This is a genomic window from Alkalihalobacterium elongatum, from assembly GCF_019024285.1.
Taxonomy (GTDB): Bacteria; Bacillota; Bacilli; order Bacillales; family Bacillaceae_F; genus Alkalihalobacterium; species Alkalihalobacterium elongatum.
The window spans coordinates 1-13,680 of the sequence record NZ_WMKZ01000007.1 but is presented as its reverse complement, the minus strand read 5'-3'; the positions used below and the strand labels follow the sequence as shown (position 1 = coordinate 13,680).

Annotated in this window: 12 protein-coding genes; 5 read left to right on the top strand and 7 right to left on the bottom strand. The window is 34.7% G+C overall.

Features of this window, described 5'->3' with window-relative positions:
• The 6 genes from GKP30_RS10040 to GKP30_RS10015 all read right to left on the bottom strand — a co-directional run bounded on the left by GKP30_RS10040 (position 1) and on the right by GKP30_RS10015 (position 6,260).
• Positions 1–165: a hypothetical protein gene (locus GKP30_RS10040; RefSeq protein ID WP_216829307.1), complete on the bottom strand. Its 165-nt coding sequence runs from the start codon at positions 163–165 to the stop codon at positions 1–3.
• A 4-nt stretch (positions 166–169) separates the two neighbouring features.
• The gene (locus GKP30_RS10035) at positions 170–1,405 is read right to left on the bottom strand and encodes a Ger(x)C family spore germination protein (RefSeq protein WP_216829306.1); all 1,236 of its coding nucleotides are present in this window, start codon (positions 1,403–1,405) and stop codon (positions 170–172) included.
• A complete protein-coding gene (locus GKP30_RS10030) occupies positions 1,398–2,495 on the bottom strand; it encodes a GerAB/ArcD/ProY family transporter (protein WP_216829305.1) in 1,098 nt (365 codons plus the stop codon). Before GKP30_RS10030 ends, GKP30_RS10035 begins: the two co-directional genes overlap by 8 nt.
• A gap of 1 nt (position 2,496) precedes the next feature.
• Entirely contained in the window at positions 2,497–4,023 is a 1,527-nt protein-coding gene (locus GKP30_RS10025; protein WP_236035010.1) for a spore germination protein, read from the bottom strand.
• Positions 4,024–4,142: 119 nt separating this feature from the next.
• On the bottom strand, positions 4,143–4,982 hold the full coding sequence (locus tag GKP30_RS10020; protein WP_236035009.1) for a DUF2935 domain-containing protein: 840 nt from the start codon (positions 4,980–4,982) through the stop codon (positions 4,143–4,145).
• 213 nt (positions 4,983–5,195) lie between these two features.
• Positions 5,196–6,260, bottom strand: coding sequence for a M42 family metallopeptidase (locus GKP30_RS10015; protein ID WP_216829302.1), 1,065 nt, complete (start codon positions 6,258–6,260; stop codon positions 5,196–5,198).
• Positions 6,261–6,399: 139 nt separating this feature from the next.
• Here GKP30_RS10015 and GKP30_RS10010 point away from each other — a divergent pair, with 139 nt between their 5' ends.
• The 3 genes from GKP30_RS10010 (at position 6,400) to GKP30_RS10000 (ending at position 9,246) form a co-directional block, all read left to right on the top strand.
• Complete coding sequence (locus GKP30_RS10010; RefSeq protein WP_216829301.1) at positions 6,400–7,362, top strand: DMT family transporter; 963 nt, start codon at positions 6,400–6,402, stop codon at positions 7,360–7,362.
• Between the two features lie 55 nt (positions 7,363–7,417).
• The gene (locus GKP30_RS10005; protein WP_216829300.1) at positions 7,418–8,620 is read left to right on the top strand and encodes a DUF2515 domain-containing protein; all 1,203 of its coding nucleotides are present in this window, start codon (positions 7,418–7,420) and stop codon (positions 8,618–8,620) included.
• 182 nt (positions 8,621–8,802) lie between these two features.
• Complete coding sequence (locus GKP30_RS10000) at positions 8,803–9,246, top strand: cupredoxin domain-containing protein (protein WP_216829299.1); 444 nt, start codon at positions 8,803–8,805, stop codon at positions 9,244–9,246.
• A gap of 84 nt (positions 9,247–9,330) precedes the next feature.
• Here GKP30_RS10000 and GKP30_RS09995 read toward each other — a convergent pair whose 3' ends face one another.
• The gene (locus tag GKP30_RS09995) at positions 9,331–9,909 is read right to left on the bottom strand and encodes a hypothetical protein (RefSeq protein ID WP_216829298.1); all 579 of its coding nucleotides are present in this window, start codon (positions 9,907–9,909) and stop codon (positions 9,331–9,333) included.
• A gap of 307 nt (positions 9,910–10,216) precedes the next feature.
• On the opposite strand from GKP30_RS09995, the gene GKP30_RS23885 reads away from it, so the two are divergent.
• A complete protein-coding gene (locus tag GKP30_RS23885; RefSeq protein ID WP_216829297.1) occupies positions 10,217–12,127 on the top strand; it encodes a triple tyrosine motif-containing protein in 1,911 nt (636 codons plus the stop codon).
• 217 nt (positions 12,128–12,344) lie between these two features.
• Entirely contained in the window at positions 12,345–13,370 is a 1,026-nt protein-coding gene (locus tag GKP30_RS09985) for an AimR family lysis-lysogeny pheromone receptor (protein ID WP_216829296.1), read from the top strand.
• The last annotated feature ends 310 nt before the right edge of the window (positions 13,371–13,680 follow it).

Below are 13,680 nucleotides of genomic sequence, written 5' to 3'. Positions count from 1 at the left end.
CTATACTCGCATATACAACCATAGAGGTAAAACAACTAGCGGAATACATAGGAGAATAAGAAATACGACAAACCCTCGCTGTTCTTTATCGTCAAAAAGAGAACGAGCATACATGATCGTATAATAAGCACAAAAAAACGAAATTGGTATAAGTATCCACTCCATAATCTCAATCCTTAATCAATTCAATATTAGGCGGCCTTAGTTGTTTCCCGTATTCTCTAATTTGAACTTTTACATCTAGATTTACTTGCGCATTCGGGTAGGAATTCATCCAGTCATAATTCCAGTATTCTTGCAGAGTAAGGAAGTTTTTTCTCGCAATAAGCGACCAACGAAATGGATCCGCTTTAAATTGTTGCTGTGTTCTTTTTATAAACTCACCAGCTACCTCAAGATATTTCTCTTTAATATGTCTCTTGAGTAAATCTTGCTTTTCTAAATCTTGAATATAATCAATATGACTAGTGATTGTAAGAATTTCTAATATAATCGGTATTTCTACATCAACAATCGGATTTTGTTGTTGAGTATTTATACTGATCTTTGTTCGCTCTTCACTATAAACTCTCGCGGTAATATGTTTTCCTTCAGCGAGTGGATCATCATAAGTGACTACCATTGTACCTACCTCAATATAAGGTCGTAAAACAAGTGCAATCCTCGTTTCCTCACCAGTCAATGTTCCAATCATTTTTCCTTCTTTTATTACAGCCGAACCGATCGTCTGAACAGGATTTCCTCCTTCTTTCTCAATTTGTCCCGCTGTATACTCATCTTCCATTCCATTTTTTTCGGTTTCGACCTTTTCTGCCGTACTATACGTTGCTAAAAATAGTCCAGCATCTTCCTCAAGTCTGTGTAAATACTCATTTAAAGTCGAGTCTGGGATTAACCCCGTTTCTTCCCAGCGATCGGTCATAAGTTCAAAAAATTTATGCGGTCTCGTCTCTAATGTTGGATCATTTTTTCTCAAATAATCAGCAGCTTTTTCACGACATACAATAAAAGTTATTTTTCGATCAAATTCCCTCTCTCTCACAGCAGGCTTAATATAATCAACAAGTTCTTCTCCCCTCGCTATTTCTTCACTGACGACTAGTACCTTCATATGAGTAAAATTTGCTTCTCTTGAAACAAAGGAAACAAGCATATCTCGAGCAGAAATAAAGTCTGGGGCGTTTACCGTAATAATATCTGAAGCAGCCTCATCTGTTGCACCATTAGCAACTCCACTAGCTTCAGGATTCGCGATTTGATAAGTTATTTTCATCCCATAATCTTCACTTTTATCAATTCCAATCGCAATAATATAAGCTAACTCCTCTAAATCATGCCGATCCCAACACCCCATTAGCATGATGAAGATAATCAATATTATAAGAAGTGGCCATCGCTTAACCATTGAATCGTTCCTTTACTTTATATGTTATCCATAGAAGGATAGGCAGCACCGTTACAAAATACCAACTCAATTGAAGTAAAAATACATCTCTCAAAAAAAAAGTCGTTTCCGTTGGATTTTCTGGAATTAATCCAATTAACAAAGTAAGACAAGCGAATGGTAATAAGATTGGTTGAAAATCTTTTAACTGAAACATGGAACAGACGATAAATGCAGAAAGTAACAAATAGATAGAAAACCTAACTACTGAAGCCATAATCCAAAACCCTAAGAAGAACCCCTCATAGCTTGTGACAATAGTTCCTACCTCTAATACTTTTGTGAGTTGTTGAAACGGATATGCTACATGTGAGATTTGTGGGTAATCAAACATCATGACGAAATAGGCCATTGTTACTGTCATTTCCACCACGATAAACCCAACGGCAAGTAATGTAGCTGTCTTATAACTTTTATGGTCTCTAACCCAGGGGAAAAATAATGCAATTAAAATAAATTCAAAAAAAATTGTATGATAGGAAAACGATTCCTTTATTAAAACGTCCAACCCAGGTCCCGCTATTGGGAATAAAAATTCAATATGGATCTCATTAATAAGCAGCACAAATAACATAAACAAAACAATTTTAATATAAGGGAGAACGACCCAAGCCGTCCTTCCCACAGCTTCTATTCCAACTCTCGCAACAACGTAGCTGCTCCCTATTAACAAAAGGAAAACGATAAGGATGGGGGTTGTTGGAAAGAACATGGTACTAATAATGTCAGCTGTTGTCCGCTGATTTAATGCATTTGCAAAAACCATCGCTAAAAGAATAATGACACAAATGATAAATCCTATATACTTGCCTGTTACAATAAAAACAATATCAACTAAGTTTTTGTTTTTATATTCTTTCAAGAGTGACAAAATGAGTAAAGTTGGTACCAGTATGATAGCTCCTGCTACCAGAGGTAAAACCCAAGTCGCATTTTTTCCAGCTTCTAGCAGTAGCATAGGTGTACCATCTGACAATTTTATGCCTATTGAAATGGACATAATTGCAAAAAGTTCTCTTGTACCTACTTTTCCATCTGCTGGTTGAAGCATATCATTTCCCCCTCGGTTCGGTACCTCTAACTTTCTCTTTTGGGAATACATAAAATGGACGTAACCATTGTTTCCATACTGGTGGCCTTACAATCATATCCTTAGAGGATCGAGTATGCGGTGCCATTGGTGAGAAAAATGGGACTCCAAATGATTTAGCATTATTTGCATAAGCAATTGCAAAAACGAGAAAGATACCTATTCCAAAAAAACCCATTGTTGCAGCAAAGAATAATACGATAAAGCGTGTAATTCTTATAGTAAAATTCATACTTATATCTGGTATGGCAAACGAAGCTAAGCCCGTTATCGCAACAACTATTACAAGAATAGGGCTGATGATACCTGCTTCTACTGCGGCTTGTCCCAATATAAGTGCACCTACAATCCCAATTGTCGGTCCTATTGGTGTAGGTATTCGAATACCAGCTTCTCGAATTAATTCAAATGAGATTTCCATCATAATAACTTCGATAATCGCTGGAAATGGAACTCGTTCTCTTGTCGCTGCAATCGCTAATAATAAATCGGTTGGAAACATCTCAATATGATAATTAGATATCGCAATATATAGTGAAGGAACTAGTAACGCAATGAATAACGAAACCAAGCGAATCAGTCTTATAAAATTGCCAAAAGCCCATCTGTGATAATAATCTTCAGCTGTATGAAATAGCCCCCAAAATGTGATCGGTACGACTAAACAGGCTGGGGAATTATCCATTAATAAAACGATATGCCCTTCATTTAAAAAAGCACTAGCTCTATCGGGGCGTTCACTATACAAGGTTGAAGGTATTAGCGAGTAAGGTCTCTCCTCAATATGTTGTTCAAGTATAGCTAAACCTTGAACCGCATCAACATCGATTTGAGAAATTCGGTCACGGACATTCTCTAATAACTCTTCATTGACTAAAGAACCAATATACATAACAGAAACCGTTTGAAGCGCATGATTTCCAACTGTTAGCTCTTCCGTTACTAGGTCAACATTTTTTAGTTGCTTTCGAATGAGTGACCGATTGACAGAAGCCGATTCTGTAAAGGAATCCATCGGCCCTTTAATGACATTTTCTGTTTGAGGATGCTCTATGCCTCGATGTTCAAACGAAGTAGTCGCAATCGATATCGCGCTGTTTACCCCTTTTATAAACAGCAATGTTTGTCCGCCAATTAATGCTGTAAGGAACTCTTTTTGGTCCTTTACTACCTTCGCCTCTTTTGCGGATAACACACTTTCTATTAAAAAGGGTTCCAACTCTTCTGTCGGTTCATAGACGAGCTGTATCTCTTGTAAAGGTTTAATAATATGAAGCTGTACTGCATCATAATCGACCATACCATTAACAAAAAACAACGTTGCATCTACATATATGTCTCTTAACCTTATGTTCCTACATGTCAGATCTGTGTTTTCTGGATAGGAAAAAGCGTTTTTAATGAAAGTAACATTTTTCTCATAGTAATTTTCGTCTTGAAGACTTCTGTCTTTTACTTCTTGGTTGCGTCTTTTAATTCTTCTCTTCAAGGAAAATACCCCCATTATTCCGCTGTATTACTACTATTTCCAAAAGGAGGATAATCATGTACAAAGGATTTTCCAACCAATAAAAAAACCTCCATTATTATGGAGGTACTACATTTCACCTACTGGCCTATCGGAAAAGATAGCTTTATTAATGAACATTGCATGGCTTCTTCAGTTAACTCTGGTGCAAATTTGCTTAATTGTTTTATAAAATAACATGTTTCTGGAAAATGATGTTCAAAAAAGCGTAATGTTGTTCGAGTTAATACTTCTGTTCCTTTATACATTTCAACGACTTGTCTAATAAACTCATTAGTTTCTAATGTTGCTTCTCCTACTTCTCGAGCTAATCGATCTAAACGGGGCAACCCATGCGGCATGACTTTTAAAAAGCCTTTAATATGAAAGTTTTGCAATATAAATCCTCTAAACACTGTAATGTAGAGATCGGCTTGACTAGTAAGTCCTACTTCTATTGGATCCAATATATTTCTTAGAAGTACTAAATGACCCACTTGATCTTCTAACCATAGATCCAGGAGATCAATAAGCGGAAGTGGAGGGTAATCTTGGCCTTGAACATAATAAGTGAGAATACGTAAATATTCTCGGTTTTCACTTAGAGTCCCATTTAAATAGGTCGGGGTTAAGTTAAGGTTTATTTGATTTTGGAGACGTAAATACTGCATATAGCTTTCAAATTGGTAGTATCTGTTAGTTATCTCGTGAGCCAACCTTGAAAATTCTATCATTTCAGGTGAAGAGACTGACAAACGTTGATCCAATTGTTGAAGACGATTAAGTATTTCTGCAAACGCTTGAATATAGTCATTAGCGAGCTGAACCCACTGCCCCTCACTAGGAGACAAGTGATCTCTAACAAAATAAGCATGATCTTGTAAAATCTCTAGCCAAAAAAGATGTTCTTCCCACGGATTAATTAATGTTGGATTTGACAAAAATTCTTCCCCCCTCATACATCGCTTTTCTCCAAAATATATGTAATAAGACCAGAAAAATGAGAGGAATTTGTACAAATCTGCAACAAAAAAGTGTCAGCCCCGTTATAGTAATACAAAATATCAGTAATATCTACGTATCACTTTATTAGGGTAGACACTTTATAATTATCGCTTAACGACGTCCCGTATGGATTGAAGAATAATCACGGTTTAAATAAAAGAAAAATCTGTATCTTCGTTTAATGAAGTAATGAATTCTCTTAACAGATCTTTTGTTGCCAACAGGTCAGCCATATCGATTACTTCTACTGGTGAGTGGGCATATCGTGATGGTATTGACAATACACCTGTTGGGATTCCCTTATTGGCTAAGCTTACTGCACCACCATCTGTTCCTATACCGGGAAAGACTTCATGTTGAAAATTGATGTTTCGTTCATTTGCAAGGTTAAGTAACTTCTCTTTGACGGTTGGATGTGCGATTAAGCTAAAATCGATTACCTTAATCCCTGTCCCACCACCTAAATGAAGTGTTTGATCCATCGTTTCTTCTGGCGTATCGCTAACAGCTGTCGTATCAACAGCAATCGCTACATCAGCTTCTACATTTCTTGCCGCAACTTGAGCACCCCTAAGCCCTACTTCCTCTTGAACAGTAAAAATAGCGATCACTTCACCTGCAAAGCTTACACCCTGAAGCTCTCGTAATGTTTCGATAATTACTGCACAACCTGCTCGATCATCAAAGCCTTTACCAACTAATCTTCCTGTTTGCTCATTTCCTAAATACTCCATTGACGGTGACCACGTAATTGGATTTCCAATCTCTACTCCTAATTGCTCTGCTGCTTCTTTAGAAGATGCACCTATATCAATGTATAACTGACGATGATTACGAACTTTCTTTGGGTCATCAAATTTGGCAAAATGAGCAGAAATCGTACCAATAACTCCAGTAAGTAATCCTGTCTTTGTTCGAACTTGTACTTTTTGAGCAAGGAGTATTCTGTCATCATGTCCGCCCAATTTTTCGAAACGGATTAAGCCATTTTCCTCAATTTTTTTTACGATGAACCCAATCTCATCCATATGAGCAGTTATTATCGTTTTTGGACCAAGTGTACTTCCTTTTTTACGCGCAATTACATTACCGAGACCATCAACTGTTACCTCATCAACCAACTCCTTTACTGTATCTTTAATCCACTTTGTAATTGGTTGTTCGTACCCACAAGGTCCATGTAAAGAAGTAATTGTTTTCAGTAATTCATACATAAAAAAACCTCACCTTAAAATTATTTAGTAACTCGAACTATAATTATATCACATTACCCATTTCATTTTTCGAAACGTTATGTATAATATAATATACGTATCGTTTGTTATATCATACTAACAACAGGTTGGTGTTTAAATGAAGGCTATTATAATCGGGGTCCTTTCTTCGTTCTTTTTTGCATTTACATTTATACTTAATCGCTCAATGGAACTTTCAGGAGGAAATTGGATTTGGAGTGCGTCACTACGTTTTCTTTTCATGTTACCTTTCTTCTTATTAATTGTTTATTTTAGAAGCAATTTAAAACCATTATTTTTAGAAATGAAGCAAAATATTTGGATATGGGTTTTGTGGAGTTTTGTCGGGTTTGTTCTTTTCTATGCCCCGATTACTTTTGCAGCAGCATATGGTCCTAGTTGGCTAATTGCTGGAACATGGCAGTTTACCATTATCGCAGGTTTACTTCTAACTCCTTTGTTTACTACAACAGTACTAACAGATCACGGTCTAAAAAAAGTCAGAAATAAAATACCGAAAAAAGCTTTAATGATTTCTTCTATTATCTTTATAGGAATTTTATTTATACAAAGTACACAATTTCAGCATTCTAGTTTAGACATTTTATTGTTTGGCTTCTTTCCTGTTATAATTGCAACTTTTGCTTACCCTTTAGGAAACCGAAAAATGATGGAAGTGTGTGATAACCGATTAGACACTTTTCAGCGAATACTCGGGATGACCATAGCTAGCACACCGTTTTGGTTACTGTTAGCAGTTTATGGCTTATTTACTGTTGGCCCCCCAAGTATCATTCAAGTACAGCAAACTTTTATCGTAGCTATTTGTTCTGGTGTTATGGCAACCTCTTTGTTCTTTTTTGCCACCGATCTAGTGAAAAATTCCCCTGAAAAGCTTGGTGCAGTAGAGGCAACACAGTCAACCCAAGTAATTTTCGTTATGTTAGGTGATATGTTGTTGTTAGCTTCACCTGTTCCACATTATTTAGCTTTACTAGGAGTATTAATGATTATGACTGGTATGGCTTTACACAGCTTCCTATCTAATAAAAAGAAGCCAAAATTACAAAAAGCGGTATGAAAAATAAAAACGTCCCTCCTTCTTAGTACATATACTTAAGAAGGAGGCTTAAAAAATGTTAAATCCATTAAAAAAACTGGTTAGCATACCTTTCAATGTATTGGCTCTTACTTCTCATAAACTAAAAAAATATAAGTATGAGTCAAAAGCAAAATATAATTGGGGAAAAGTGGAGATACCCAAGGAACTCCTTGAACATTTAAACTTAAAACTACAGCAATTGCCAACTCAAAAAGTCACACATGTGCCCCATGCTAATAATCTTTTTATCGTAAATGAGATTAAGAACAGAACAAGTGAACTTAACAAAAACAACATCACGCGAACAAAAGCTTACCTTGAATTCTTTAAAAAACATCCAGAGGTTCATTGGGCTTTACTTGCACATCTCGTTTCCAGAAATGGTGGATGGAATATGACAGACTTAAAGGGGAGCTTATTACGAAATTTCTTATCACAGAAGCAGCAAAAAGACTTTTTCATGTTTCTAGAAAGAGCTAATTCACTTATCTTCCATGATGCTTACCCACAGTTATTATTATATGAAAAAGGAAAACAACTAAATAAAAATTTTTTTCATTTATTACCTCACTTTAATGTTTCTTTGTTCATGCAACCTGTATGGGAACTTTTTATATCAGAAGAAAACTCTCAATTTCTTACTATCTCTCTAATTATCAATGAACAACAATACATTGAAAAACGTGTAATACAAAACACTTTTTTTCAAGAGAATGTTCTAAACACTTTACTTTTTCAAGCCCAGGAGTTCTTACAATTTACTCAAGTTCTTTTTCCTTTTCACTATCAAAACGACAATATCAGATTAGCAGGTTTTTCAGTTCATCACTTTTCAGATATATCAGAGAGAATCGAAATTGGAAAGCGTCTTTATTCAATTTTATTTGGAATTGATAACCTCTCAAAAGATATTACATTTTTTGCGAACTCTATAAAGCACACTGGCTCAAGAAGTGACTTTTGGCCACATGTTTTTTCTAAAGAGGATATCATTGGCCGCTCACTTTCAAACGTGATTTGTACCACTAAAGAAGCTGGAATCTATAGCCCTCCTCTATTAACAGCATGGAATAACGTTGAGCATAGCTTTTTAGATGATAGCGATTGGTATAAATACAACCCCAAAATCTTAAAATATTTTGCAGCGATCACTACACCCACTCATTTCGATATCACCCATGAATATTGTCTCAAGCTACAAAAGATGCAAGTTGCATCTACCGTATTAAAGGAATAGTTCTGTTCATGGGACTATTCCTTTAGCTCTTTCATTCACTAAACCCCATAAGTAAAAGGCTTGAATTGGGATATTAGCGCCAGTTATATCAGATAAATAGCTCGAAAAATAAAAAAATAGACAAGTTCTCCCCTACTCAATGCATATAGTCTATTAAGCAATAATTTAAAGGGGGCGCATGCATGTTAATTATCATTAAAAAGAAGTGGTTTTTTCTAGCTATTGCCGTACTATTTATTGGATTTAGTTGGTATATTTTTAATTCTAGAGCAGTAACCGAAGCAGGATCACAATCAGTAGAGGAAAAGGAATTTGAAATTCACATGGTTACTAGTGAAATTAAATCCAAAACGGAAGACGGGAAAGAAATCGAATCTTACCGTTGGGATCCTGGAACGATCTATATTCCAAAAGATGAGAAAGTTAAGCTTACGATTTATGGGGTAAATGGAAAGGAACATCCCTTTATTATCGAAGGAACTGATGTAAAAGGAACAGTAAAAAAAGGCGAGGAAACGATTCTGAATTTACATTTTACTGAAAAAGGTGTTTATCGACTCATTTGTACTGCACACTCACATATTGATCAAAATGGACCGATGATAGCTTATATAATTGTTGATTAAATATGTACTAGGCTGACTCAATTATGTTCTATAGAAACTAGAAACTAAATGCAGTCAGCCTATTTTTTAAATCCATTAATACTTTTAGTGAATATATGAATATAACTCCTCTACATTTTGATCAGTACCGTAATGGGTTACATGATAAAGAATTCCATCACTTTCATTACCATTAATATAATAATCCAGATCATGCATGATGCGGTGAGCTAAAATAATTCCTTCTACGTCTTGATCATTTATTGCCTTTTCAATACAAGCAATAACGTTTAATATATCTTGCTCGATATGTTGATCTGCAATATCTTCTAACAAAGGCTTTGTATTATCTACTAGAAATTGCAATTCTTTATTTTTATTTTCCCATGAAAAATCTCGGTAACCTTGCCAACCAACAGCAACATTAAGCGTTTTATGTGATTCGGAAATAACCTCCCTTACCCTATCCATCTCTATTTCAATAGCACTGTCATCATTTGATTGCTTATTTGTATCCTCTATAGTCGAGGCTCCTTCACCTGAAGTAGAAACACCCTCTACATTCGCTTCCGTTACATTTAATGTGCTTTCTTTACTTTGTTGATAGATAACCCCTGTTAAGGCACCAACAATAATGAACAAGACTACAGCGATGCCCCCATAGCCAAAGGTTTTTCTAGACATCCAATCACTCCCTTTATTTCTACTTGTCTTATCAATATAAAGGGAATCTAGTATCACAAACAAGAAAAGAAAATCGTACTATAACGGTCTATTTAAACAATAATTGGCAAAGTCTACTCTTTCTTTTTTGCATCTGACAATTCGAATGACACCATAGTTCAAAATCAGTGATAATATTCCAATATTTTCATTATAATGTCGAAAGGTTTTCACCATTCTCTCTTTTTCTATATATATTTTCCTACTATTTTTAATTATAATTTTTATAACATTAAAAAACTATTAAATGAGGAAAAGGGGGATTGGGATGAGAAATTTAGTCATTATATTCATTATGCTTTTCGGTTTGTTTTCCTGGAGCCATATAACAGAAGCTAATAGCAATAATCAACTCATTATCATTAATAAAGCAACAAACCAACTAGCTTTCTATAATGATGGAAAGCGTATTCGAACATTTAGTGTAGCTACAGGTAGAGAACGTTCTCTTACACCCGAAGGAAAATTTAAAATTGTAAATAAAATTGTAAATCGTCCTTATTATAAGAGTAATATACCAGGGGGAGATCCTAGGAATCCACTTGGTGATCGCTGGTTGGGAATAAATGCTAGAGGTACATACGGAACTACATACGCCATACACGGTAATAATAATCCTAGCTCAATTGGAACCTATGCAAGTGCAGGCTGTATTCGAATGCATAACGAAGAAGTTCGCTGGTTATTTAATCAAGTAAAAGTGAATACCCCTGTTATTATTACACACTCTAAAAATTCTTTTGATAGCATCGCTAAGAGTAATGGTTATTCACTTGAGAGTAAGCTAAGAAATGTTACAGTTAACAAAACTTCCCCGCAACCTGCTAATACAACGGTAACACTTACAGCTAATACATCAGCTGGTACTAATCCAGTGTATAGATTTTCTGTTCATGACGGTAAAAAATGGACAACAATCCGAAACTATTCTTCTTCTAAGACAGCAAAATGGAAGCCTACTAAACCAGGTTCCTACAAACTTAAGGTCGAAGTAAGAAATAAAAGTTCAAGGAAAAACTTTGAAGATCAAAGGGTTATAAATTATACGGTTTTCCAACGTGCATCAATTAAATCGGTTAATACGAATAAGACAAGTCCACAGCCATCTAATACTTCTGTAAGAGTGACAGCGTCTTCTAATAGTAATAAAAATAACTTATTCAAATTCTCTGTTTATGATGGAAACAAGTGGAGAACAGTTCAGAAGTATTCTTCGAATAACAAGCTGACATGGAAACCAACAAAATCCGGAAGCTATAAAATAAAAGTCGAAGTAAAACATAGACTTTCTAAAAACAAACGTGACCATGAAAGGACAATAAATTATAGAGTTTATGCACCAGCTAGAATAAACTCATTGAAGGCTGATAAATCATTAACACAGCCAATTAACACAAATATTATTTTGACCACTTCAACAAATAGTAGTTCAAACAATCTGATTCAATATCGTGTTCATGACGGTGAACGGTGGAGAACAGTACAGAGTTACTCATCTGATAGAAAGTTAAATTGGAAACCGACAAAACCAGGAACATATAAAGTAAAAGCCCGTGTTAAACACAAGTCATCGAACAAGACATTTGATCAAGAGAGAACATTGCAGTTTACGATCTATGAACCTGCAGTGATAAAATCATTCTCTACAGATCAATCTACACCAAGTGAAATCGATACAAATATTATCTTGGCAGCCGATACTACTAAACAAGGTGATCATCTCTTTAGATTTTCTGTTCATGACGGTACCAAATGGTCGACTTTACAAAGTTATAGTTCAACGAAACAAGTCAACTGGAAACCTTCTAAAGCTGGAAATTACAAACTAAGAGTAGACGTCAAAGATAAACATTCTAATAAGAGCTTTGATCAAAGAAAAGAGATGAATTATGTCATTTCTCATCCAATTAAAGATATTGTCATTGGTGACGGTGGTGTCCTAACTACTAATTCAGATACACTTATAAAAGCTATTACTTCAGAAATTATTGGATTAGAATACAAGTTTGAAGTATATGAAAACGATCAATGGAATATCTTACAAAATTACTCCTCCTCAGATCGTATCAATTGGAATACACCAGAACAGCCAGGAAAATATACAGTGAAAGTTAGTATCAAAACCAAAAATTCAAATACAGAACACTTCCTCGAAAAAGAAGTTACTGTAGTTGACTAAACAATGACAAGGCCTGTATCCACTTTGATACAGGCCTTGTCATTGTGTTAACTCTTATTTTTGTCAATCTACTATAGTTAAACTTTACAAAAAATTATAAAGTTTTGATAAAATACCCAATTATAGTCTATATACTTCATTGACTTCTGTAAAACCTTGGTGTTATATTGAAATTGTGGAATAATTCCAAAAAAACAGATCAAAAGGGCTGATAGAAATGGTTGATAATAATCAAGACATCATAGATTTTCTTTCTACAGCAGACGACGTTAAAGAAGCAATTATTAACCTAGACCCTAATACTTACTTGGCCAGAATCTCTTTAGAATACGCAATAAATAATAGTATGACTGATTTACTAGATCAACTTATAGAGAAGTTATCATTATCCGAAGACAAAGAAAGTCAATTATGGGCAGAAGTTTATCGGATCGACCAAGAAGTAGTGAAAGGGAATATGAGCTTAATAGAAGCAACAAATAGGTTAACTTATATTAATTGCCAAACTAAAGAACTGAATGCACTTCGCAAGATTTTTCAATTATACAACTATCACGATTTAAAATATTTTGAAATGGTTTCTACACTAAGTGAATTAGTGAGAGCAGAAGTTGAAGAACTTGAAACAAATTACTTTAAAAAATCACTAATCTCAAGACTTGGTTTAGTGATGCAAGCTGTCCATCTTCACTTAAAGAATTTAGATGAGTGTAGAAGTTATGGGAAAATGGTATTAGAGCATGCCGTAACAGAAAAGGCTAAAGGTGTCGCTTTACGAAATATAGGAAATTCTTACACCTTCTCTAATCTCGACCTTGCAGTTATGCACTTTAAACAATCAAAAGAATATTTTCAGAAATTAGGTCAACATAGAGCATTAACTAAGTCGCAAAGAAGCTTAAACTTTGCTTATTGTTACTGGAATAAGCCAGAACTTTTTAGTAGAACTTCTCCTTATAATGCCCCTGATGAGATACATGGGTATATCTACTATCTAATTAAAGTTAATGAATTCCATGAAGCTGAAAGATTATTAGAAAGTGTTAAAACAGAAATATCCAATGACTTTCAATTAGGCTTTCACTACTACTATCATGGTCTTATAAAGCCAAATGAAGATTACTTTGTAGAATCTGTTAAACAGTTTAAAAAAGCAGGTGACTACTATTATAGAAGCCTACCTTTAATCGAATTAAAGAAGCTAGGTGTAAACAAAATAATCTTAGAAGCTCTAAGTTTATAATAATTAAAATATTTTTTTAAAAGGAGAAATCAATTATGAAAAAGATTATCGCTGTATTATTAGTATTAACTGCTTTCACTGCAACACTTCCACTTGAAGAAAATGCAAACCCTAGTACTAGCCCTAGAATTGAAAGTGTAGATTTTTTAGCATAAGTATTTGTATAGTATAGAAAAACCAATAACTATCAAAAAAGAGTTTAGATAACCTAAAAAAAACAAAGGGGTTTTCCCTTAACGGGTTTACTTCAGAGGTGCAAACAAGCCATTAACACGCAAAATCACGTGCGGTTTCACAGCAGAAATCACAT

Coding starts and splice junctions, on each gene's coding strand:
- GKP30_RS10040 (WP_216829307.1), bottom strand. CDS start 165: ATGGAGTGGATACTTATACCAATTTCGTTTTTTTGTGCTTATTATACG.
- GKP30_RS10035 (WP_216829306.1), bottom strand. CDS start 1,405: ATGGTTAAGCGATGGCCACTTCTTATAATATTGATTATCTTCATCATG.
- GKP30_RS10030 (WP_216829305.1), bottom strand. CDS start 2,495: ATGCTTCAACCAGCAGATGGAAAAGTAGGTACAAGAGAACTTTTTGCA.
- GKP30_RS10015 (WP_216829302.1), bottom strand. CDS start 6,260: ATGTATGAATTACTGAAAACAATTACTTCTTTACATGGACCTTGTGGG.
- GKP30_RS10010 (WP_216829301.1), top strand. CDS start 6,400: ATGAAGGCTATTATAATCGGGGTCCTTTCTTCGTTCTTTTTTGCATTT.
- GKP30_RS10005 (WP_216829300.1), top strand. CDS start 7,418: ATGTTAAATCCATTAAAAAAACTGGTTAGCATACCTTTCAATGTATTG.
- GKP30_RS10000 (WP_216829299.1), top strand. CDS start 8,803: ATGTTAATTATCATTAAAAAGAAGTGGTTTTTTCTAGCTATTGCCGTA.
- GKP30_RS09995 (WP_216829298.1), bottom strand. CDS start 9,909: ATGTCTAGAAAAACCTTTGGCTATGGGGGCATCGCTGTAGTCTTGTTC.
- GKP30_RS23885 (WP_216829297.1), top strand. CDS start 10,217: ATGAGAAATTTAGTCATTATATTCATTATGCTTTTCGGTTTGTTTTCC.
- GKP30_RS09985 (WP_216829296.1), top strand. CDS start 12,345: ATGGTTGATAATAATCAAGACATCATAGATTTTCTTTCTACAGCAGAC.